Source organism: Aquirufa lenticrescens (assembly GCF_019916085.1).
Classification (GTDB): Bacteria; Bacteroidota; Bacteroidia; order Cytophagales; family Spirosomataceae; genus Aquirufa; species Aquirufa lenticrescens.
On record NZ_CP049834.1, the window covers coordinates 887,296 to 910,551 of the forward strand.

Consider the following 23,256-nt stretch of genomic DNA (forward strand, 5'->3'; position numbering starts at 1 on the left):
ATTCAACCCCTTTATGGAATTCGAGCCGATAGTAGTGAAAGAAGAATGGGAGATGATTCTCGATTTTTTCGAAAACTCGTTTGGTAAGCGTCCCACAGAAATGGAACCGATCTTGTTGATGATTGGGGTACAAGAATTAGGACAAGGACACGCGCATTTTACCAAAGAACAAAAGCAAGATCTCCTACACATCGCCACTTGTAAAGTGTTGAGCTATAGCGATTTTTACCGTTTGGATGGCTTGGATGAAGAAGGTTGGCCACATTGGGAGAATGTACAAGGAATTCCATCGCTTCCTTTAAAAGAGCAAGAAATCCTCTTAAAAGCACACATCATTCATTATTTCAAAACCGAGGTATTCCCGAATGAAGATCATTAGTTATAACGTGAACGGCATTCGTGCCGCGATGACAAAAGGTTTCGTTTCTTGGCTTCAAGAAGAAAATCCAGATATCGTCTGCATTCAAGAATTGAAGGCGGAAGTGGAACAAGTGGATTTAAGCGAAATTTTCGCTTTAGGCTACGAGGTATATTGGCATTCCGCACAGAAAAAAGGCTATTCTGGTGTAGCTATTTTCAGTAAAATTAGGCCAAATAACGTATCAGTGGGTTGCGGTATCGATAAATACGATGCTGAAGGTCGCGTGTTACGTGCTGATTATGACGGATTTTCCGTGATGAGTGTGTATATGCCATCCGGCTCTAGCGGTGATGAAAGACAAGCTTTCAAAATGGATTGGTTAAGCGATTTCCAAAACTACATCAATGCCCTGAAGATTGAATTCCCGAATTTAGTCATCGCAGGCGATTACAATATTTGCCATAAAGCGATTGACATTCATAACCCGAAAGGCAACGCGAATAGTTCTGGTTTCCTACCGGAAGAACGCGAATGGATGGACGGATTTGTGAGCCGCGGATTTGTAGATTCATTTAGAGCCATTAATTCCGAACCACACCACTACAGTTGGTGGTCCTACCGCGCGGGAGCTCGAGGGAAGAATTTGGGCTGGCGAATAGATTACCAGATGGTGTCTGAGGCTTTGGCAGAAAAAATCCAACACGCCTCTATCCTTCCGGATGTCAAACATTCCGATCATTGCCCTATTGTACTACTTTTAAATAGCTAAATCTATGCACTTCGAAAAACACGTATTTATCTGCGCTAACGACAAAGATGCCCCTAAAAAATGTTGCGGTTCTGGTCACGGAACGGAATTAGTCGACGCTTTCCGCGCGAGCTATGCCGCTCAAGGCGGAACAGCAAAAATACGCGTCCAAAAATCAGGCTGCCTTGATTTCTGCGGAAAAGGCCCCACCATGGTCGTTTATCCAGAGGGCGTTTTCTACGGTAATGTACAAGTGGAAGATGTAGCAGAGATCACTAAATTGCATTTAATCGAAGACGAAATTGTGACTCGCCTCCAAATTCAATAAATTGCGTTATGATTTACCGCTTATATCCTACGCTTTTAAATTCCTTTAACCTTTATGTGAGCCAATCCCGTGATGGAAATGGCAAAATCATCGTGGATGAAATCGAGCTAATCGATCGCATCAACCGCGTGCGTAAACCTACGACGAATGCGCAACAAAAAGGGATTGATTTTGAACGAGCGGTAACTTTGGGTGAAAACGAAGAAGCATTTGCGGAGGGAATCATCGATCAAGCGCGTGAATTATTACCCGCCAAATACAAGACCCAGTTTTATGTAGAATCGCGCTACAAGAACGCGCAGATCTACGGCTACATTGATGGCGTAGGTGATTCGGTGGCTTTTGACCTAAAAAGTACGGCCTATTACGAGCCAAATCGCTTTTTGACTAACCACCAAAACCTGTATTTATTAGGTCTACAGAAATACGGTATTGAGCGCCTAGACTACGTTATTACGGACTTCAAACAGGTGTATGTGGAATCTTACGATGTGAAAAATATCGATTTCAGCTTTCAATACGACCAGATCGAAAAGTTCATTTTGTTCTTAGAGGAGAACAAGAAATTCATTCGAGACAAAAAGATTTTTGACCGTAAATCGAGCGATAATCAATTATCGATTTTCGAGTAAGCTCCTCAATTGATCCAAATGCTGGATTTCGTGTGGCAAATCCGTTGCTACAGAAAAGGGATTGTAATGAATCGCTGGAATTCCCACGTTCATCGCTCCCCTGACATCAGCCTCTACGTGATCCCCGATCATCAAAGCGTCCTCCGCTTGAATCCCAGCACGAGATAAGGCATATTCAAAAAACAAAGGACTCGGCTTCTTCGTCCCCACTTGCTGGGACGTAATAATCTCTTTGAAAAAGGAGCGCATCCCAGCGCCTTCAATCTTCACATATTGGATATCGTCGAAGCCATTCGTCAAAATGTACAAAGGAAAATGGGCCGCTAAATCTTGAATGATTTCAAATGCGCCCGGCATCAAATTCGTCTTCCGGGGTGCACGCTCGAGGTATTTATCGCCAAATTCTTCGGCAGGACCTTCGACGCCCAATTCTTGAAAAAAGCGCACAAAGCGCGTTTCCCTTAATTCCGCCTGCGAGATTTCGCCTGCCGCATATTGGTCCCACAAACCATTATTGATTTTTTCAAAGGTCGCCCAGTAGCTTAAGGGTTCAATGGTTAGTGCGTATTCGGCGGCTAAATCCAGTAAAACTTCTTTGGCATTTAGGTCGTGATCCCACAGCGTGTGATCCCAGTCAAAAAAAAGTGCTTTCGGGCTAAAATTCATGTAACAAAGGTAATAATAACTTACCTTTGCTTTAGCCCATTTTAAAATATCCTATGGAACATCAATTACAGCTAAAGAGACCTCTCGCATTTTTCGATTTAGAGACGACGGGTATACAGATTAACCGCGATCGCATAGTCGAGATTTCGATTGCCAAAGCCAATCTAGACGGAACCGTGGAGGTAAAAACGCGTCGCGTGAATCCAGGCATTCCCATTCCTTTGGAGGCTTCTTTAGTGCACGGCATCTACGATGATGATGTGAAAGAGGAACCTACTTTTCGAATGGTGGCTCGCTCACTTTCCACCTTTTTAGATGGTTGCGATCTTGCGGGATTTAATTCCAATCGTTTCGATGTGCCTATGCTGGTAGAGGAAATGCTACGCGCTGAGGTAGATTTCGATATGAAAAACAGAAAATTAGTGGATGCGCAACGCATTTTCCATTTAATGGAGCCGCGTAATTTAACCGCTGCCTACCAATTTTACTGTGGCAAAGAATTAATCGGAGCACACGGAGCTGAGGCGGATGTGTTAGCGACTTTAGAAGTACTGAACGCGCAGGTGAAACACTATGCGAACAAGTCGATCAAGGATGCAGAAGGAAAAGAAGTATTCCCGATCCAAAACGACATGGACAAGCTACACGAACTAAGTGCCTCGAATTCAATTGACTACGCTAATCGTATGGCCTATAATAAAGACCGAGTGGCTTGCTTTAATTTTGGCAAACACATAGGTAGACCTGTGCTCGAAGTATTGAAGTCTGACCCATCCTATTACGACTGGATGATGAAGGGTGATTTCCCGATGGATACCAAGCGCAAACTGACCGAAATAAAATTGCAAGGTTTTCAGCGTTAAGGCATTTTTGATGTCGAGGCTATCAGATATTTTCGTATTTTTGCCTCGCATAAATGCATTTTTTGGACGGGCTTTTGCCTGAAGCCTTTGTTATTATTTAAGACTATGCAATCAATACCAGAAATTATCCGTACGATTCCATTGACCCATTACATTATGCTGAGCTCAGCTTTGTTTTGCATTGGTATTATGGGCGTATTAACACGTAGAAATGCGATCATCGTTTTTATGGCGATCGAATTAATGCTAAATGCTGTTAACTTATTGTTAGCCGCCTTTTCTTCCTACTATTCTGACCCAGCAGGTCAAATTTTCGTATTCTTCATTATGGCCGTGGCCGCAGCAGAAGTCGCTGTAGGTTTAGCCATTATTGTGATGATTTACCGAAATATTCAAAGCATCGATATCGGTGTTCTTAACAAATTGAAAAACTAATTAAGCGCCCTATTCCGCCCAATTAATATGTCTTTACTATTCCTCATTCCACTATTACCCTTATTAGGCTTTGCTATTAATGGTTTAGCGCACCCGAAATTACCGAAGCAAATCGCGGGCATCATTGGAACTATTCCTCCCTTGGTTGCCTTCGCTTTATCACTTCAGTTATTCTTGAATTTTGACGGTCAGGCACAGATCCTTCCCATAGCGGATTGGATCAAAGTAAGTTCTTTAGAGATCCCATTTGCCTTCCAAATCGATCAATTATCGATTTTAATGCTCTTAGTAATCACGGGAGTGGGCACCTTGATTCACGTGTATTCGATCGGGTATATGTCCCACGATGCGGGTTTTGGCAAGTTTTTTGCCTTTTTGAACCTGTTCGTCTTCTTTATGTTGATCCTCGTTTTAGGGGCTAACTTCACAGTCTTGTTCATCGGTTGGGAAGGCGTAGGTTTGTGCTCTTATCTATTGATCGGATTCTGGAACCAAAAGAATTCTTACGGAGATGCAGCGCGCAAGGCCTTCATTATGAACCGTATTGGTGACTTAGGTTTCTTAGTGGGGATCTTTTTATTGATCCAGGATTTTGGCACAACCGATTACCAAACGATTTTCACTGCCATCCAAAGTGGCGATTATACGACTGATTTAAGCATCATCGCTTTCTGTTTATTCATCGGTGCGATGGGTAAATCAGCACAAATTCCTTTGTTTACTTGGCTTCCAGATGCGATGGCGGGTCCTACACCGGTTTCGGCTTTGATTCACGCGGCGACGATGGTGACAGCGGGTATTTACATGGTGATTCGTGCGAATGCCTTGTTTGAATTAAGCCCTGAAGTATTGCATTTTGTAGGTTGGATTGGTCTAGCAACGGCCTTGTTAGGCGCAGCGATTGGTCTTTTCCAGAACGATATCAAGAAAGTCCTTGCCTATTCAACGGTATCTCAATTAGGATACATGTTTATGGGCTTAGGCGCCTCAGCTTACACGGCCTCATTCTTCCATGTGATGACACACGCGTTCTTCAAGGCCCTTCTTTTCTTAGGAGCGGGTTCTGTGATTCACGCCATGTCAGACGAACAAGATATTCGCCGCATGGGTGGATTGAAATCGAAGATGCCTATCACGTTCATCACGTTTATGTTAGGAACCATCGCGATTGCGGGTATTCCTCCATTTGCCGGTTTCTTCTCGAAAGATGAGATCCTAGCGAGCCTTTACCACCACGATCCTATCATGTGGAGTTTAGCGATTTTGGGTTCTGCTTTGACATCCTTCTATATGTTCCGTGTATTCATTTTGACATTCTACGGAGAGTTCAGAGGAACGGAAAAACAAGCGCATCATTTACATGAATCGCCTATCACGATGACCTTACCGTTGATTATTTTAGCGGTATTCTCTGTGGGTGGCGGTTTAATCAACTTACCTCACTTCGCGGGAGGAAATGAATTCTTAGCGCATTGGTTAGCGCCCTTATTGCCAGAAGCTGGAGAAGCGGGAGAAGTCAACTTCTTGAGTTTAGAAGGTGGCGCACCACTTTTAGCAGCATTCTTGCCAGCCTTCTTAGCCATCTACGTTTTTGGCATGCAGAAATCAGTACCATCTGAAGACTCGGAGATTTCCGGTATTCAAAAGATCATCTACCACAAATTCTATATCGATGAATTGTACGACATGCTTTTTGTGAAGCCTATCGCTTTCTTATCGAACTTCTTCTTCCAAGTGATCGACTTCTTAGTGATCGACTTGTTCGTAGAAGGTTTAGGACGTTTTGTGAAATATGCTTCGAGCGAGTTCCGTAGAGTCCAAACAGGAAACGTAGGCATCTACCTATTCTGTATGGTCGCGGCCATCGTTGTCATCTTATTTGTTAGTTTAAAAAGTACGATCCTTCAATAATCCGATCGCAACATAGCTATGTATCTACTATTTATACTTTTATTTCCGCTTTTGATTGGGTCAGCATTGTTGATCTTCAAGCCAAAGAACGCGTTCGCTATTTCCCTAGCGGCATCCATTATTGAATTAGCGGCCACCGCCTTTGTATTAAAAGAAGCTAGCCTTAACCCTGTTTCCTTTTCTGCTCCTTGGGTAGCGGAAGCGGGTTTATCCTTCTCATTGTATGTGGATGGAATCAGCGGGGTTTTAATCGGACTTTGTGCCTTGTTAGTTCCTTTCATCGTAGCAACAACAGCTAATACGGATCGTGCAAACAACTCCCAATTCCAGGGTTTAATGTTAGCGATGCAAACAGCTTTAATGGGAGCGTTTTTAGCAAAAGATGCGTTCTTGTTCTATTTCTTCTTCGAAGCATCCTTATTACCGATCTATTTCTTAGCAGCAATTTATGGTGGCGAAAACAAGAATGCGATTACGTTTAAGTTCTTTGTATACACCTTGTTTGGCTCTTTATTCTTCTTAATCGCCTTAGTTTATGTGTATTTACAAACACCGGGCGAGTTTCACACAGCAGATATCGAGGTTTTATACCAAACAGCGAAAGGCTTAAGCGCTGATCAACAAGGGTATTTATTTGCTGCTTTCTTCTTGGCATTCGCCATTAAGATGCCTGTATTCCCATTCCACACGTGGCAACCAGATACTTATACCGTGGCTCCTGCGCAAGGAACGATGTTATTATCGGGTATTATGTTGAAAATGGGTACGTACGGAGTAATTCGTTTGGTCTTACCTATGTTCCCTTTAGGCGTAGCGACTTGGGGTTTAACGGCATCGATCTTATCGGTGATTGGTGTGATTTACGGTTCGATTATCGCTATTCAGCAAAAAGACGCGAAACGCTTATTAGCTTATTCGTCTTTTGCGCACGTGGGCTTGATGTCTGCCGGTATTTTATCTGGAAGCATCGAAGGTATTCAAGGCGCCTTGTACCAAATGTTATCGCACGGTATAAACATCATCGGTTTATTCTTCGTGATTGAAATCATCGAACGCAGAACAAAATCGAGAGAGATCGCACAATTAGGCGGTATCACCCAATTCTCGTATCCTTTGACGGTCACTTTCGTGATCTTGAGTTTAGGATCAGTGGCGTTACCATTAACGAATGGTTTCATCGGGGAGTTCTTGTTATTGAAAAGTGTATTCGACCAAAATCTAGTTCTAGGCATCATCGCCGGGATCACCATCATCTTAGGTGCTGTGTATACGTTGCGTTTGATTCAGAAATCGATGTTCGGAAATGTATCACGTATTACGGCTGATTTTGCAGACCTAACGTTTGCAGAGAAAGCGGTGTTAATTCCCTTGAGCGCCTTGGTTATCGTAGGCGGAATTTTCCCTTCAACAGTTTTAGGTTTTAGTGAGCCAGCGGTTCAGCAATTAATCCAATGGTTCAAATAAAATAGTATTAAAAAGCATTATGACGGCTATCATTGCATTATCACTTCTAGGTATTTTAAATTTATTCTTAGGCTTTTGGCTTTCGAGAAAAACTATCCAAGCGGCGACCCTATTGTTCTTAGCGGGCAGTATGGCTTTGACGGCTATGGATTGGAACCACGAAATGTTATGGTATGGACACATGTTCCACACCACGAATACCTCCATCAGCTTCAGCTTAATCATTCAATTAGCGGCCTTTATGGTGGTTAGTTTTTCCAAAGGCTTTGGCATCGACGAAGAGCATACGCATCCCGCAGAATACTATGCGATTCTATTGTTCTCGGTTGTAGGGGCTATTTTAATGGTTTCATTCGATCACTTGATCATGTTCTTTGTGGGCTTAGAAATCCTTTCCGTAGCGATGTATGTGTTAACGGGTTCAGATAAACGTAATTTGCGTTCGAACGAGGCGGCCTTGAAGTACTTCTTAATGGGTTCCTTCGCGACAGGTATTTTACTGTTCGGAATCACTTTAGTTTACGGCGCAACACGTTCTTTCTATCTTGCGAACATTGCGGTAGCCATCGCCAATACACCACCAGAATCAACTCCGGTATTTTTATCAATCGGGGTATTATTGATTTTAGTCGGTTTCTTATTCAAGATTTCAGCAGCACCTTTCCACTTCTGGACTCCAGATGTATACGAAGGAGCGCCTACGATCTTCACGATGTTTATGTCGACGGTGGTGAAGGCCGCTAGTTTTGCTGCCTTGTTCCAATTGCTTTCGGGTCCTTTCGGTACGATGTACGGAACATGGGTATATCCTATCTATTATGTTAGTATGTTGACGCTTTTAGTCGGAAATGTCACGGCAGCTTATCAACAATCGGCGAAACGTATGTTAGCTTATTCGAGTATTTCGCACGCGGGTTATATGTTGTTAACGGTGAGTGCAAATCAAGCGAGCACTCAATCGACTATCTTATATTATTCATTATCCTATACTTTAGCGACGATTGTGGCTTTTGGAGTAGTGATGTTAGTAGCGGAGTACCAAACAGGGCGCACCGAGAAACCAGAGAACTTCAGTTCTTTCGAAGGTTTAGCGAAGCAAAATCCGGGTTTAGCTTTCTGCTTTACCATCGCCTTATTGTCTTTAGCGGGGATTCCGTTAACGGCTGGGTTTTGGGGTAAATTCTTCGTCTTCTCTGACATCTTTAATCGCCACGTTTACTACCCAGTGATCTTAGCAATTGTCATGTCTGCGGTAGGTGTATATTATTACTTCAAAGGAATCATCGCGATCTACTTCAAAGAAGGAGATATCGAACGCATCGAATTACCGGGATTAGTGAAGTTCGCGATGTGGGCTTGTACCCTAGGTACCTTGTTATTAGGCGTGTATCCAAGCATCGTAAAAAACCTCTTTTAAGCTAGGCCTTTGAGCGACAAGAAAGCCCCCCTCTTTAATCAGAAAGACTTATTCGCCTACTTCGTGGTGGCTGGATTAGGGGCTTGTGTTCAACTGCTCGCTGGCGGATTAATCAAGGATTGGTTCCGCGTCTCATATGAGGATTCCATTCTCCCTGCTTATTTCATTGCCTTAGTGGTGGGTTTTTTCCTAACCAAACTGTTTGCTTTTAACGCACGCCAAAGTCAGCAAACCAGACGCGAGATGTTCAAGTATGTCCTAGTGGCCAGCTTTTCAGGCATCATTACCTGGCTTTTCAGTACGATTCCTTACGAATTCATTCACTCGCATCATCCTGATCTCTTTTTTGCCATTCCCTATTCGGTCAAAAAACTAAATATCACACAGATAGCGACAACCCTTCATGGGATGGGTTATAGTTTTGTCTCGAATTACATCTTGCACAAGACCTTTACCTTCAAATCAAGCGGCTTTTACGATCGCTTCAAAGACCTAATAAAATAGGACTTATCTAATTTAGACCTTTTCTAAGGTCGCAATTCTTAAGAATTCCTAAGCCGATTAGAGCATCTAGAAGCTGTTTTTCAAAAAAAATAAACCATTCCTTAAAAAAATCTTAAAAATTTATTTGCATTTATTTGTACTTATAAAATAATGCCGTAGATTTGTAGCTCAAACCTTAAACAAAATAAGAAATGAAAAAAGTATTCGCTCTAGCTTTCGTTGCTGCAATGGTAACTTTAGCATCTTGTGGTGAGAAGAAAGCAGAAGCTTCTGCTGACACTGTTGCTGTTGATTCTGCTGCTGCTGCTGCTCCAGCTGATTCTGCTGCTGCTGACACTGCTGCTGCTGACACTGCTGCTGCTAAATAATTTTAGCACAACGATCAGAAAAAAGTCCTTCGCATGCGAAGGACTTTTTTTATGTCTAAAATCCGGATGAAGAATAAAAAGATTGATTCCTTTTTTGATCACTTCCCACCCAAAGTTGCGGAGTACTGCTTTCAACTTTGGCATGATTATTCTTTTGACTTTATTGTCAGCAAATCGCGCGATTCTAAATTAGGCGATTACCGTTTCAGCCCAACGAAAGGCCACCAAGTCACGGTTAATCACAACCTGAACCCATACGCCTTCCTGGTCACCTACATCCACGAAGTCGCCCATTTAACCACTTACCTAGCTCACAAGAACAAGGTCCTTCCGCATGGACAGGAGTGGAAGACGGAATTCTACAACCTCTTCGAGCCCATCTTGGATGAAGACTTGCTACCCGCTGATTTAGTTAAGGTGCTCAGAGCCTATTTAAAAAATCCGGCAGCCTCCTCGAACGGCTACCAGCCTTTAGTTGACATCCTCAAAAGCTTCGACTCAGAACCGCCCGCAGGAACTCCGTTAATCGAATTAGCAGAAGGCGCACACTTTGCCTTAAAAAACCTACGCTTCATCAAAGGGAAACTTCGCCGAACCCGTTACATTTGCAAAGAATTAAATTCAGGCAGAAACTACCTGGTGGCAAAGAATGCGTACGTGTTACCGATTGAGATTTCTTAGCATTTCCCTTTTCCTGCTTTTGGCGGCATTTGCAGGACGTGCCCAAAACTCTGTCCTAGCCAGTGGCCAATGGCTGAAAGTGGGGATCACACAATCCGGCATTTACCAAATCACACCTACTTGGCTTTCCTCATTAGGCTTAAAAGCAAGTTCAATCGGTGTCTATGGACACGAATTAGGCGAATTACCCCAGGCAAACTCCGCTGCTAGGCCCATCGATTTACAAGCGATTCCCTTCCTGAAACAAGGAGATAAAATCTTGTTTTATGGAGAGAAATTTATTCACCACTACAGCGATACTACTTTCTATTTCATCCGCTTAGATGATCCGGCGCCTAAAGGTATTACGGATTTTCCGTCGGTCACGGCTAGCACAACAGCTTTAGATTATGGCTATAGTCGTTTTCACTACGAGCCAGAAACGTACAATCTCTTGCAATCAGGCCGAGAATGGCTGGGAGATGGCTTTTTTGGCAATGTGAACCGAACGATTCAATATCCTTTAGCAGACTACAAAACGGGGATTCCGAGCTTGCTCTCAGGCAGATTAGCCTCCTCCTCTGTCGCACCGGGCACGTTTACGTTCAGTATTCCAGGGAACACCATTGCACCCATTCGTTTTCCTGCCACAACAGGCGGTCGTTATGACCAAAAAGCTTTTTTACAAACCTTTTCCGCTTCCGTAAATCCAGAGATTAAGGACCAAAGCTGGACCTGGAATTTAGCTTATAGCAATACCACAGGTTCCGGCTATATCGATTATATCGACCTTCACTACCCTCGAAAATTCAATGCCACGATCGAGAATCCGCATTATTTTTTACCTAATAAAACCGATTCTACTTTCAGCATCAGTATTCAAAATCGCCAAGCAAACCACTTAGTATGGATCAAGCTCGCCGGCAAAAGCTGGCAAAATGTAAGCTCTCTCGCTTTTAACAAAGTAGCCCCTGGCGCTGAATTGTTGATTTTTGATCCGGCAAAAGCGGCAGACCCGAAAACGGGCGAAAACCTAGCGAATCAAAACATTCGGGCTGACGCCTCCGCGGATTTATTAATCCTTTCTAGCCCTTCCATCCTTCCAGCTGCAAAACTGCTAGCATCCTATAAAAACTCCAAAGGCATTGCTACCAAGGCCTATTCTACAAAAGAAATCTACAACGAATTCTCTGCGGGTAAAACAGACGTGACGGCAATTCGCGATTTCATTCGGGTTAAAAAACCTCGATATGTCCTATTATTAGGCGATGCTACGGTGGATTATAAAGGAATCAACAAAGTCGCCACCGCCATTGAAAGACAGAATTATGTACCGAGCTATGAAAGTCGCGAGTCCTTGCAACCATTGCAGACCTATGTTTCGGATGATTATTTCGGCTTGATTGCTGACAACCAAGGCGAGTGGCTCGAAGGCAATGAGGCGATGAACGAACCAATAGCAGTAGGAATTGGCCGTATACCGGCTAGGTCATTTGAAGAGGCGAATACAGTAGTCAATAAATTAATCAGTTACGAGACGCGCGCTCAGCTGCAACCCTATCGCTTTGCTTGGCTAGCCGATGACGGCGACGCTAACATTCACGTGCAAGATGCGGAAGACTTTGCGCGCTTGATCCCTGAAGCCTATCAAGTCCAAAAAACTTACCTCGATCAGTTTCCTCAGGAAGTGAATAACGGATTTTATACCTCAGCAGCTGGCAAAAAAGCCAGCTTAGCACTATTTAACCGCGATGCCGACTTTATCCATTTCTTAGGCCACGGATCAGAGTCCGCCTGGACAGACGAGAAAATCATCACGAATAACGAGATTCAAACGCTCAAAAACAGCCGACATCTTCCCCTTTTGTTAACAGCGACTTGCCAGTTTGGCCGTTTTGACGACCCTAACCAATTGTCTGGAGCAGAATTGAGCCTCTTATCAAATCAGGGTGGGGCAATCGGACTTATTTCTACAACACGACCTGTCTTTCAGAGCAGCAATTACCTATTCGGCCAAGCCTTTTATAGACAATTAGCTAACCATCTAACAGATAAAAACTACCGACTCGGAGATTTATTCAAGGATGCGAAAAACGATAGTCAATCAGGTGTGATTAATCGCAATATCACGCTATTGGGCGACCCTACGTATGCACTTCCGTGGAATCAGCAGGCACTTACAATCCGACTAGACACCTTGGCTTCAGGAATCATTCAAGGTCAAACGACACCCAGCATTGATGGGGAGATTCGCTTGTTTTATTTTGGAGAAGATACGCCTATGCAGACGTTGGGAACCAAAACGGATAAATTCAGCTATCTCATTTCAGGGGATTTAGTGGCCATCAACAGTGCAAAGGTCGAAAAAGGTAAATTTAGCCTGGGGAATGTGCCAGCAGCTAGATTAAAATGGACCGCACGAACAACGGCGGAAACGTATGGCGGAGGAATGAAAAGTGTTTTAAAAACGACTTCAGAGGCAAAAGAAGTAAACGCGCCGGTACTGACAGCCAGCCTTCTGAATGAATCTGATCCACTGGCATGCTCTCCTAATCCGTTATTGCAAATCAAGATTAGCGATGCGAGTTCCCTACGACTCGTAGGCCCTAAAGGCGAAAAAGCGCTGATCTCCATCAACGATACCTTGGAAATTCCCTTCTCTGATATATTTACCCCCGAGCCAGGAAATAGCAAACAAGGCACCGTTACCTTCCCATTTGAATCACTAGCTCCCGGGTTGTATAAAATCAAGGCAAATGTGTTCGACGTACATACGAATCAAGGATTTTGTTCGTTTGAATTCCGGGTTTCGGCAGATGCAAAAGAGCAAGGTTCGCTCCGAATTTACCCGAATCCGATAACAGAGCGGACGAGCTTTTCATTTTTACAAGAGAAACGCTGGACAAGCTATCGTTACAAGCTAAAAATTTATAGTAACTTAGGGAAGCAAATGCTCGAAAAGTCGGGAACGGTCCTAGGAAGTGATTCCTTAAACCAAACTTTCACGATCGATTGGAGTACGGCAGAAAAGAGCCAATTAGATTTTATTAACTATTACCAAATAGAGATTACGTACGACGATGGAACTCCATTTAGAAGCTTCAGCGGTCGTATTGGAAATATAAAATAACCCATGAAAAGAGTCCTAACCCTTTTATTTATTACTGTTGGATTCACGTCCTACGCTCAAACAACCTTAGTTTCTGGCCAAATCAATGCCGGCCGCATACCCACTCCTACCCTCTTATTCTTAAACGTAGCTCCTGATGCTCGTTCGGCGGCAATGGGTGATGCTGGGGTCGCTTTATCAGTGGATGCAAATGCGATTCACTGGAATACCGCAAAGTTAGCTACCACTGAGAAAAAAATGGGTTTTTCCTTGTCTTACACGCCATGGTTGCGAAACCTGGTAAACGATATGGCGCTTTACAATGTGGCGGGATATACAGTGACGAAAAAGAACTTGGTGTTTGGGTTCTCTGTTGATTATTTCGATCAAGGGATGTTCCAAGCCACGTTAGATAATGGTACAAGTGCAGGTAATTTTAATTCCAAAGAATTCGCCTTAGGCATCTCTCACGCTAGAAAATTATCCCCAGCCCTTTCATTAGGGATGAATTTAAAATACATTAACTCGAACTTATTAGGTAATTACCAAGGGAGCGGTGGATTGAACAATGCCTTAAAACCTGCTGAAACGGTGGCGGCCGACATTTCAGTGTTTTATTCGAAACCGACCACGGCTCCATGGAAATACAGCTACGGCTTGACCCTTTCAAACATCTCGGGTAAGGTAACGTATGGCGGAACAGAGAAAAACTTCATTCCTACGAATTTACGTATCGGAATGGCGGCGACGCATGAAATCGATGACCTGAACAAATTGACCTTTACGGTTGATTTAAACAAATTAATGGTCCCTACGCCTCCTGCTTACGTGAATGGAAAAATGGTCGGAACTGATCCGGCGACGGTTTCGGCGATTGGTGGTATTTTTGGTTCCCTAGGGGATGCACCTGATGGCATCAGCGAAGAGATGAAAGAGGTGACTACGTCTGTGGGCGCGGAATATTTGTTCAATAATGCCTTTGCGTTAAGAACGGGTTATTTTCACGAGAGTGAAATGAAGGGAAATCGCAAGTACTTTACCTTTGGTTTAGGCTTTAAGATGGACCAAAAATACGGCTTGGACTTCGCCTACCTCGTTCCAAGTGGACAAGGAAGTCCCTTAGCGAACACCTTACGTTTAACGCTCATTGCGGGCATTAATCAGCCAGTAAAATAAGTATGTTAGATCGCAGCGTCGCACCAGCCGCCTTTCCGGTGGAGAAAGTTTTATTTCCCAAACCCCTGCAGTATACCTTAGCCAACGGCATTGAAGTGTGGGTGGTTTCTGCAGGAGAGCAAGAAGTTTTTAAATTTGAATTAAGTACGAAAGCGGGGGCGATTCATAGTTCTTTGGCGGGATTAGCTGGAATGACAGCGTCTTTAATGAAGCGCGGAACTAGTACTCGCACAGCGCAGGAAATTCACCAGGATTTTGATTTTTTCGGAGCCTTCTGGGATATACAAGCGAATCTTGATCACGGTACGTTTACCGTATATGGATTATCGAAGCACTTTAATTCCCTTATTCCGCTCGTTTCTGAAATACTTCAGGATGCGACTTTCCCAGCGGAAGAAGTCGAAAAAGAGATTGAGATCGAACGTCAAAAAACGAAACTGAACTGGGAGAAAACCTCCTATTCTGCTAGCCAGAAATTTCGTGCTCAAGTTTTCCCAAACGACCCCTATGGCCGTTTTACGGTGGCAGAGGATTTTGACAAATTAGACCGTGCAGCACTTATCCAGCAGTATGCAACAACGTGGGCATCTCAAAAACCGGTCATTTTCCTTTCTGGTAAGATCTCCGAAGAGCAAATCGCTTATTTAGATCAGACGCTTGGAAAAATTAAGTATGCAAGCTCAGAACTAACAATTCCAGCACTTTCAATCGCTTTGAATCCCATCAAAATTCGGGAAGAAAAAGAGGGATCCGTGCAAAGCTCTATTCGATTTGGTTTGCCTGCGATTTCCAGAACGCATCCTGATTATTTTAAGTTTAGCTTAATGAATACGGTCTTGGGCGGATATTTCGGTTCGAGATTACAGAAAAATATTCGAGAAGATAAAGGTTTCACCTACGGCATTTCGTCTAGCCTTGCACCTTATCCACGCGGTGGGTATTGGGTGGTTGGTACGGATGTGAATGGGGAGAATGTGGATGCGACTTTGGCAGAAATTAAAAAGGAAATCACCATTCTTCAAACTGAATTGATACCGCAGGAAGAACTTGAAATCGTCCAAAATTACCTGATGGGCAGCTTCACAGGAGAACTGACGCAGGCTTTTGACATCGCTGAAAAAGTGCGCGTGATTCAATTAAACGGGTTAGCGCCTGATTTTTATGATCAATTTCAGGACCAGGTACTAAAAATCCAGGCCCAGGATATTAGAGACATGGCTACTAAATACCTGAACCTGGATTTGATGCACGAGGTGATCGTGGGGTAAGAATTAGAACGTAGCTAACTCTCTGAATTCATTCACACGGCTCGCTAAATCAGCTTCCGTGATTTCGAATAAACGCTCTGTACCGAATTTCTCCACACAGAAAGAAGCCATCGCAGATCCGTGAACGATCGCGCGGCGCATGTTTTCAAACGAAATATCGTCCGTCTTTGCTAGGTAACCAATGAATCCTCCTACGAACGTATCGCCCGCGCCAGTCGGATCGAAAACATCCTCTAATGGAAGTGCAGGGCAATAGAACATGCGATCTCCTTGGAACAATAAGGCACCGTGCTCCCCTTTCTTAATAATCAAGGTCTTAGGTCCCATCGCCATAATCATCTTAGCAGCAGTGCGAAGAGAGTATTGCTCAGATAATTGACGAGCTTCCTCATCATTAATGCAAAGCACATCCACCATCGTCAACACACGCTTCAAATCGTCCATCGCCACATCCATCCAGAAGTTCATGGTGTCCATTACGACTAATTTGGGGCGTTTGTTTAGCCCTTGAATCGCCTCGATTTGCACTTGTGGCGTCAGGTTTCCTAACATTAAATAATCACAATCTTGGTAAGACGCAGGTATTTCTGGTTTGAAATCAGCTAACACGTTCAATTCCGTCACTAAAGTGTCACGTGAATTCATGTTGTTGTGGTATTTACCTGCCCAAAAGAACGATTTCTCCCCTTTCTTGATTTGTAAACCGTCCAAATTGATGCCGCGAGACGTCAAAGTGTCCATGTATTCTTGTGGAAAATCATCTCCCACTACGGCTACTACATTCACCTTTGGCAAAAAGAAAGCCGCAGATAAAGCGATGTACGTACAAGATCCACCGATGATTTTATCGGTCTTTCCGTAAGGGGTTTCTAAGGCGTCGAACGCAACGGTTCCAATAGATAATAAGCTCATAATTAATTATTTAACCTACTTTAGGACAACGACTAAAGGGTTGATTTGGATTGAAAAATTTACGGTATGTAATAAAAGTTTTATCATTTGTGGCTCCTAATTGGGAGACAAAGCGAAGCATTTTAGGATTAAAGTCACCCACCCAGTTCATGTCCATGGTGGTATACGGATAGAATGGATTCGTACGAGCAACTTCGCGGAAACGTAGCGCAATAGCGGATTCGACCCCTTTACCCTGGTGATCTGGAGTTACCCCAAAAATCACCCCACACGTACGGGTCAAGGTTCCTTTTAATTTCAATAAAAGGAATTTAATCATGCCCCACCAATTCAATTTGCCATTTAGGTGTTTCACGATTTGGTTTAAATCGGGAATCACAATGAAGAATGCCACCGGCGTTCCGTCTGTTGTATAGGCAAACCAGAGTAATTGCTCATCGATGATAGGCTTCATGGTTTTCACGAGTTTTTGAGCCGATTCCGAACTCATCTCCTTGACTCCTGGGAATTTCGCCCAAGCGGCATTGAAAATGAAACGAAAATCTTCCGCATATTTAGACAGATTACTCTTCTCAATGTGCTGAAAAACGTAGTCTGGATTCTCAAAAATACGCTGGGCTTTCTCCTCGATTCCCTGCGTCACATTAGCGCCAGCGATGGGCGAAACAAACACATATTGCTGGAAATAGTCTTGAAAACCATAGTTTTCGAAGAACGGAATGTAATAAGGCTTCGTCCAAGGCATTTTATAAGTGGGCTCAAACTCCCAACCTTTGACCATCAAACCCCAGAAACTATCGCGCTCCCCAAAATTAATCGGGCCATCCATCCCCTCCATTCCTCGCTCCGCTAGCCAATTTTGACATGCCTCAAATAGCATAAACGCTGCTTTCTCGTCTTCGATACACTCAAAGAAACCCATTCCACCCACGGGAACTTCGCCCTCTTTCGTGTTTCGCTCATAAAAGGCCGCCACACGACCGATGGCCTCTCCCGATTCCGAAAACAAAATCCAACGGATCGCCTCCCCTTGCTTGAAATGAGGATTCTTACGCGGATCGAATACCGATGAAATATCGTTATCTAAGGGACGAATCCAATTAGGATCGCTGGCATAGAGCTGAACCGGGAATTCCAAAAAGGTCTTTTTTAGTCGAGCGTCGTCTCCTACTTCTCTCAAAAACATGCGAATAACGTTAGAATGCGAAAAAACATACAAAGGTAATGAATTGCGTTTGGGTTTGGTGAATTAAAAGAATCCAATTAATTTTAATTCCTTATTATCCCCTTTCGATCAGAAACGATCCGCTTACCATGCAGCCCTTAAAGATATACAATACCTTGAGTCGTGAAAAAGAACTTTTCACCCCGATACACGAAAATCACGTCGGACTTTATGTCTGCGGACCCACGGTATACAATTATGCCCACTTGGGCAATGTGCGCACGTTTACGTCTTTTGACATCTTAAATCGCTATTTATTGCATATCGGATATAAGGTGCGTTATGTACGTAACATTACGGACGTAGGTCACTTAGTGGGTGACGGCGATGAGGGCGAGGATAAGATTGGGAAGATGGCCAAATTGGAAAAATTAGAGCCGATGGAAATCGTTCATCGCTTTACCCAAGACTTCCACCAAGTATTAGAAAAGTTCAATCTGCTCCCTCCTAACATAGAGCCTACGGCAACAGGACATATCGTGGAGCAAATCGAGACCACAAAATCCTTAATTGAAAAAGGTTTAGCTTACGAATCGAATGGTTCGGTGTATTTTGACATTGAAACCTATAATAATAATGGCGGCAATTATGGACATCTGTCTGGCCGCGTGATTGAAGACTTATTAACTGAAACGCGTGACTTAGATGGTGTGGGGGAAAAGCGCAGTCCATTGGATTTTGCGCTATGGAAAAAAGCCGCTCCGGAACATATCATGCGCTGGCCATCTCCTTGGGGAGAGGGTTTCCCAGGCTGGCACTTAGAATGTACTTGCATGAGCCACAAATACTTAGGCGACACATTTGACATTCATGGCGGTGGAATGGATTTAAAATTCCCGCACCACGAATGTGAAATTGCACAAGCAAAAGGGGCCTATGACCGCGCTCCGGTACGTTACTGGATGCACACAAATATGTTAACCGTTAATGGCCAAAAAATGAGTAAATCCCTGGGGAACTCGTTTTTACCGGCTGAGTTAATTGCCGGAAATCACCCGCTATTAGATCAAGCTTACAGCCCCATGACGGTACGTTTCTTTATGTTGCAGTCACAATACCGCAGCACTTTGGACTTCTCAAACGATGCCTTAAAAGCAGCCCAAAAAGGATACAAGAAGATTGCAAACGGTTTGCGCATCATTAAAAAGTTAGCTTATCCTGCAGATATTACCGCGAACCCGGATGCTGCCCAAGAAAAGGAAATTAAAGACGCCATTCAAGGTTGTTACGACGGAATGAATGATGACTTGAACACGGCAGTAGCGATTGCGCACTTGTTTACCTTGTTGAAGAAAATCAATTCGCTTTACACGGGAGCATTGGCCTTCGAATCTATTTCTGCTGAAACATTTTCGAATTTACAGCGTTCTTATATCAGCATTTTAGAAGACGTCCTTGGGATTATTGAAGAGGTCCCTGCTGAGATGAATGGTTTGACAGAGGAACTTCTTCAGCTCTACAAGGGTTTCAAGGAAAGTAGACAATACGACAAAGTAGACGAAATCCGCGGCGCCTTCAAATCTGCTGGATTATTGATTAAAGACATGAAAAACTCCATCGACTGGGGTTACGAAGAATAAGAATATGCTAAGAAATTTAACACCCACCGTGCGAAATTTGATTTTCGTGAATGTTGCTATCTTCTTAGGATCAGCCTTCATTCCGGATGACTTATTTGCCTTGTATTTTTTCCAATCAAGTAAATTCCATTATTTCCAAATCATCAGCTATATGTTCGTTCATGCGAACTTTATGCACTTATTGATGAATATGTTTGGACTCTATATGTTTGGATCTATTCTAGAGCGCATTTGGGGAGGACCACGCTTCTTGTTCTTCTTCCTTTTCTGCGGCGTCGGAGCAGGCTTATTACACGAAGCCATTCAGTATTTCCACGATTACGCGAGCATTCGTAAAGCGTTGGAATTAGCCTTATCGAACCCAAATTCGGACTTCTTAATGGACTATTTTAACCGTTTTGACGGAAGTACATCGATTAACGAGGGCAGATTAAACGCCTTAGGGGCGATTGATCATTACAAAGATTACACCACTCAAAACCCAGTGGTAGGAGCTTCAGGAGGCGTTTTCGGTATTTTGATGGCTTACGGTTATTTATTCCCAAACTCGGAGATGTTTGTCTTCCCTATTCCGATTCCAGTCAAAGCGAAATACCTGGTGATGGGCTTTGCCTTTTATGAATTATGGGCGGGGAAAGCAGCTGCAGAAGGAGATAACGTAGCCCATTTTGCCCACTTAGGAGGAATGCTTTTTGCGGTGATTTTATTGTTGATTTGGAGACAAAAACGCGATAGCTTCTATTAAGATGCGCAGCATTCTAACCGATATAAAAAACATTATTCAACAGCCTGGGCAGGGCTTACTGAAGATCATTATAGCTAATGGAGCCCTATTTGTGGCTTTAATGATCGCACGGGTAGGTCTTCTGATTGCAGGAAAATCGGAATTATTTGATGCCTTTTTTACGCAGGTTTCCCTTCCTTCCGCACTCGATTTATTGATCCAAAGACCCTGGAGCCTGATTACCTATTTTTTCTTGCACATCGAGGTATTCCACCTCATCTTCAATATGATGTTCCTTTATTGGTTCGGGATCATAATCCAAGATTTCATTGGGAATAGACGACTGGTTCAGCTCTATTTCTATGGAGGTTTAGCAGGCGCTTTGGCCTTTCTTTTAGCGATGAATACGGTAAGTTTTTTCATTGCCAAAGGCCCTACATTCCTTAATGGTGCATCTGCAGGCGTATTTGCGGTAGTGGTGGCGGCAGCGACCATTCGACCTAATTACCAAGTGCATTTGTTATTATTGGGTCCGGTTCGCATAAAATACATTTCGGCTTTTTATATCCTATGGTCTTTTATTGAAACGACTGGGGCAAACGCAGGAGGCAATATTGCGCACTTAGGTGGAGCGGTATTGGGATTTATTTTTGCCAAAAACTTCTTAGCCGCCTCCCGCCCCCAAGCCATTTTTGAAATAAAAATTAAAGAGTTTGCGCAGGCTGTACATCAAAAAGTGCAACCTAGAAAAGAACTCGAAACCGTACCGGAGGAAGAGTTGAATGCCATTTTGGACAAAATATCACAGTCCGGATATGACAGTCTAACGGACTTCGAACAAAAAAGATTATTTAAAGCGAGTCAAAAAAATGACTAAGGCTTAAAAACATTTTTACCTTTGTAAGGTTAATCTTTCACCATCATCACAAGCGTCTATGCAATTTGAAGCCGGTCCTTTACTTAGCCAGATCACCACTCCGGAGGATTTGCGCAAGTTGCCGAAATCAGACTTACCTCAAGTCTGTTCTGAATTGCGTCAATTTATCATTGACAACGTATCGGTGAATGGAGGCCATTTTGGCGCCTCTTTAGGTGTAACCGAACTAACCGTAGCCTTACATTATGTTTTTAATACACCCGATGACCAATTGGTTTGGGATGTAGGGCACCAGGCTTATGGCCACAAAATCTTAACTGGACGCCGAGAAAATTTCCATACGAATCGCTTAATGGGCGGCATTTCTGGCTTTCCGAAACGTTCCGAAAGTCCCTTCGACACGTTTGGTGTAGGACACTCCTCTACTTCCATCTCAGCAGCGTTGGGTATGGCTGTGGCTTCCGGTTACAAAAAAGAAACGCACAGACAACACATCGCGGTGATTGGCGATGGATCGATGACAGCAGGGATGGCTTTCGAAGCCATGAACCATGCTGGCGATATTCCAAACAACATGCTGATTATCTTGAACGATAACTGCATGGCGATCGACCCGAATGTGGGTGCCCTAAAAGAATATTTAACAGATATCACCACTTCACACACCTATAACAAGGTAAAAGACGATGTGTGGAATCTGTTAGGCAAAATGTCCAAGTTTGGAAAAACGGCACAAGAGATCGTTTCTAAAATCGAGAATGGACTGAAAGCCACCTTATTAAAGCAAAGTAACCTGTTCGAATCCTTGAATTTGCGGTATTTTGGCCCGATCGACGGACACGATATTGATAATTTAACGACGGTTCTAAACGACTTAAAAGATATTCCTGGCCCTAAAATCTTGCATTGCATCACAACGAAAGGCAAAGGATACTCACTGGCGGAAAAGGATCAAACATTATGGCATGCTCCAGGCAAATTCGATAAGACGACTGGAGAGATTCACAAAAAGACCTACGATGATCCTCAGCCCCCTAAATACCAGGAGGTTTTTGGCCATACCTTATTAGAATTAGCCGAGAAGAATCCGAAAATCATGGGTATCACCCCAGCGATGCCTTCAGGATCTTCCTTGAACATTATGATGCGGGCGATGCCAGATCGCGCGTTTGACGTAGGAATCGCAGAACAACATGCGGTTACTTTCTCTGCTGGATTAGCGACTCAGGGATTGACCGTTTTCTGTAATATCTATAGTTCGTTCATGCAACGCGGTTACGACCAAGTCGTACACGACGTCTGTTTGCAAAAATTACCCGTCATTTTCTGCCTAGACCGCGCTGGTTTAGCGGGAGCTGATGGACCGACGCACCATGGTCTATTGGATTTAGCCTTCATGCGTTGTGTGCCAAACATGATTGTGGCAGCTCCTCGAAATGAGCAAGAGCTACGAAATATCATGTATACGGCGTCCTTAGACTCTTTCAAAAACCACGAAAAGGCGATTACTATTCGTTATCCTCGTGGAGAAGGTGTGATGCCAGCTTGGAGAACCAACTTCGAAGAAATTGAAATCGGGAAAGGGATTCAATTGGTAGAGGGTGAGGAAATTGCGATCTTATCGATTGGTCATATTGGAAATGAGGCGATAGCTGCTTGTGAAGCAGCGCGCGAACTTGGCTTGAAACCAGCCCTATTCGATATGCGCTTTGTGAAACCATTGGACGAAGAGTTATTGCACCGCGTATTTGCACAATTCAAGAAGGTGATTACGGTAGAAGACGCAGCGATTCAGGGTGGATTTGGATCAGCGATTGCGGAATTTATGGTAGATCACAACTATACTTCACAACTTATTCGCCTCGGAATTCCAGATGAAATCGTCGAGCACGGGGAGCAAAAAGAATTGTACGCCCTATGCGGAATCGACGCAAACGGCATTTTAGCAAAAATCCAAGCGAACGTCACCACACAAACGGCGAAAAATAATCCGAAAGCAATGATTTCTTAAAGTGCAATTAGTACTTT

General features: G+C 43.6%; 22 protein-coding genes. 19 read left to right on the forward strand and 3 right to left on the reverse strand.

Translation table 11 applies throughout. From position 1 onward, the window contains the following. The first annotated feature begins 13 nt into the window (after positions 1-13). The 4 genes from G9X62_RS04115 to G9X62_RS04130 are packed head-to-tail and all read left to right on the forward strand — an operon-like array spanning position 14 to position 2,069. A complete protein-coding gene (locus G9X62_RS04115) occupies positions 14-379 on the forward strand; it encodes a hypothetical protein (protein WP_223131526.1) in 366 nt (121 codons plus the stop codon). Then, positions 366-1,130: an exodeoxyribonuclease III gene (locus G9X62_RS04120; protein WP_223131527.1), complete on the forward strand. Its 765-nt coding sequence runs from the start codon at positions 366-368 to the stop codon at positions 1,128-1,130. The genes G9X62_RS04115 and G9X62_RS04120 overlap by 14 nt, the downstream gene beginning before the upstream one ends. A gap of 4 nt (positions 1,131-1,134) precedes the next feature. Then, a complete protein-coding gene (locus tag G9X62_RS04125) occupies positions 1,135-1,437 on the forward strand; it encodes a (2Fe-2S) ferredoxin domain-containing protein (RefSeq protein ID WP_223131528.1) in 303 nt (100 codons plus the stop codon). 8 nt (positions 1,438-1,445) lie between these two features. Continuing rightward, complete coding sequence (locus tag G9X62_RS04130) at positions 1,446-2,069, forward strand: hypothetical protein (RefSeq protein WP_130895353.1); 624 nt, start codon at positions 1,446-1,448, stop codon at positions 2,067-2,069. Here G9X62_RS04130 and G9X62_RS04135 read toward each other — a convergent pair. Further along, entirely contained in the window at positions 2,052-2,735 is a 684-nt protein-coding gene (locus tag G9X62_RS04135) for a YjjG family noncanonical pyrimidine nucleotidase (RefSeq protein ID WP_223131529.1), read from the reverse strand. The two genes, G9X62_RS04130 and G9X62_RS04135, sit on opposite strands and share 18 nt — an antisense overlap. Positions 2,736-2,788: 53 nt before the next feature. Between G9X62_RS04135 and G9X62_RS04140 the strand changes: the two genes are divergently transcribed. The 11 genes from G9X62_RS04140 to G9X62_RS04190 all read left to right on the forward strand — a co-directional run bounded on the left by G9X62_RS04140 (position 2,789) and on the right by G9X62_RS04190 (position 15,910). Further along, positions 2,789-3,598, forward strand: coding sequence for a 3'-5' exonuclease (locus G9X62_RS04140; protein WP_223131530.1), 810 nt, complete (start codon positions 2,789-2,791; stop codon positions 3,596-3,598). 105 nt (positions 3,599-3,703) lie between these two features. Beyond that, positions 3,704-4,033 carry an NADH-quinone oxidoreductase subunit NuoK gene (gene nuoK, locus G9X62_RS04145; protein ID WP_223131531.1) on the forward strand — a complete coding sequence of 110 codons (330 nt, stop codon included), beginning with the start codon at positions 3,704-3,706 and terminating at the stop codon, positions 4,031-4,033. Between the two features lie 27 nt (positions 4,034-4,060). Continuing rightward, entirely contained in the window at positions 4,061-5,944 is a 1,884-nt protein-coding gene (gene nuoL / locus G9X62_RS04150; protein ID WP_390654398.1) for an NADH-quinone oxidoreductase subunit L, read from the forward strand. Positions 5,945-5,962: 18 nt separating this feature from the next. Beyond that, on the forward strand, positions 5,963-7,408 hold the full coding sequence (locus G9X62_RS04155; protein WP_223131532.1) for a complex I subunit 4 family protein: 1,446 nt from the start codon (positions 5,963-5,965) through the stop codon (positions 7,406-7,408). 19 nt (positions 7,409-7,427) lie between these two features. Beyond that, complete coding sequence (locus tag G9X62_RS04160; RefSeq protein WP_223131533.1) at positions 7,428-8,825, forward strand: NADH-quinone oxidoreductase subunit N; 1,398 nt, start codon at positions 7,428-7,430, stop codon at positions 8,823-8,825. A 9-nt stretch (positions 8,826-8,834) separates the two neighbouring features. Then, on the forward strand, positions 8,835-9,329 hold the full coding sequence (locus G9X62_RS04165) for a GtrA family protein (protein WP_223131534.1): 495 nt from the start codon (positions 8,835-8,837) through the stop codon (positions 9,327-9,329). Positions 9,330-9,520: 191 nt separating this feature from the next. Further along, positions 9,521-9,697 carry a hypothetical protein gene (locus G9X62_RS04170; RefSeq protein ID WP_161566409.1) on the forward strand — a complete coding sequence of 59 codons (177 nt, stop codon included), beginning with the start codon at positions 9,521-9,523 and terminating at the stop codon, positions 9,695-9,697. A gap of 66 nt (positions 9,698-9,763) precedes the next feature. Continuing rightward, complete coding sequence (locus tag G9X62_RS04175) at positions 9,764-10,378, forward strand: SprT-like domain-containing protein (protein ID WP_223131535.1); 615 nt, start codon at positions 9,764-9,766, stop codon at positions 10,376-10,378. Continuing rightward, positions 10,365-13,487, forward strand: a complete 3,123-nt coding sequence (porU, locus tag G9X62_RS04180; protein ID WP_223131536.1) for a type IX secretion system sortase PorU — start codon at positions 10,365-10,367, stop codon at positions 13,485-13,487. The genes G9X62_RS04175 and porU overlap by 14 nt, the downstream gene beginning before the upstream one ends. A 3-nt stretch (positions 13,488-13,490) precedes the next feature. Beyond that, entirely contained in the window at positions 13,491-14,642 is a 1,152-nt protein-coding gene (gene porV / locus G9X62_RS04185; protein WP_223131537.1) for a type IX secretion system outer membrane channel protein PorV, read from the forward strand. Between the two features lie 2 nt (positions 14,643-14,644). Further along, positions 14,645-15,910, forward strand: coding sequence for a M16 family metallopeptidase (locus G9X62_RS04190; RefSeq protein WP_223131538.1), 1,266 nt, complete (start codon positions 14,645-14,647; stop codon positions 15,908-15,910). Between the two features lie 3 nt (positions 15,911-15,913). On the opposite strand, the gene G9X62_RS04195 is transcribed toward G9X62_RS04190, so the two are convergent. Both G9X62_RS04195 and G9X62_RS04200 read right to left on the reverse strand, forming a co-directional pair. Further along, entirely contained in the window at positions 15,914-16,822 is a 909-nt protein-coding gene (locus G9X62_RS04195; protein ID WP_223131539.1) for a PfkB family carbohydrate kinase, read from the reverse strand. A 10-nt stretch (positions 16,823-16,832) separates the two neighbouring features. Continuing rightward, positions 16,833-18,008: a hypothetical protein gene (locus G9X62_RS04200; RefSeq protein ID WP_223131540.1), complete on the reverse strand. Its 1,176-nt coding sequence runs from the start codon at positions 18,006-18,008 to the stop codon at positions 16,833-16,835. A 128-nt stretch (positions 18,009-18,136) separates the two neighbouring features. On the opposite strand from G9X62_RS04200, the gene cysS reads away from it, so the two are divergent. From cysS to dxs, 4 genes are read left to right on the forward strand one after another with little or no spacing between them, the layout of a single operon-like run. Further along, positions 18,137-19,627 (forward strand): cysteine--tRNA ligase, encoded by a 1,491-nt coding sequence (cysS, locus tag G9X62_RS04205; RefSeq protein WP_223131541.1) that lies wholly within the window; start codon positions 18,137-18,139, stop codon positions 19,625-19,627. Positions 19,628-19,631: 4 nt separating this feature from the next. Further along, positions 19,632-20,372, forward strand: a complete 741-nt coding sequence (locus G9X62_RS04210; protein WP_223131542.1) for a rhomboid family intramembrane serine protease — start codon at positions 19,632-19,634, stop codon at positions 20,370-20,372. A 1-nt stretch (position 20,373) separates the two neighbouring features. Continuing rightward, entirely contained in the window at positions 20,374-21,228 is an 855-nt protein-coding gene (locus G9X62_RS04215) for a rhomboid family intramembrane serine protease (RefSeq protein ID WP_223131543.1), read from the forward strand. Between the two features lie 58 nt (positions 21,229-21,286). Then, positions 21,287-23,239: a 1-deoxy-D-xylulose-5-phosphate synthase gene (dxs, locus tag G9X62_RS04220; protein WP_223131544.1), complete on the forward strand. Its 1,953-nt coding sequence runs from the start codon at positions 21,287-21,289 to the stop codon at positions 23,237-23,239. Positions 23,240-23,256 lie beyond the last annotated feature (17 nt).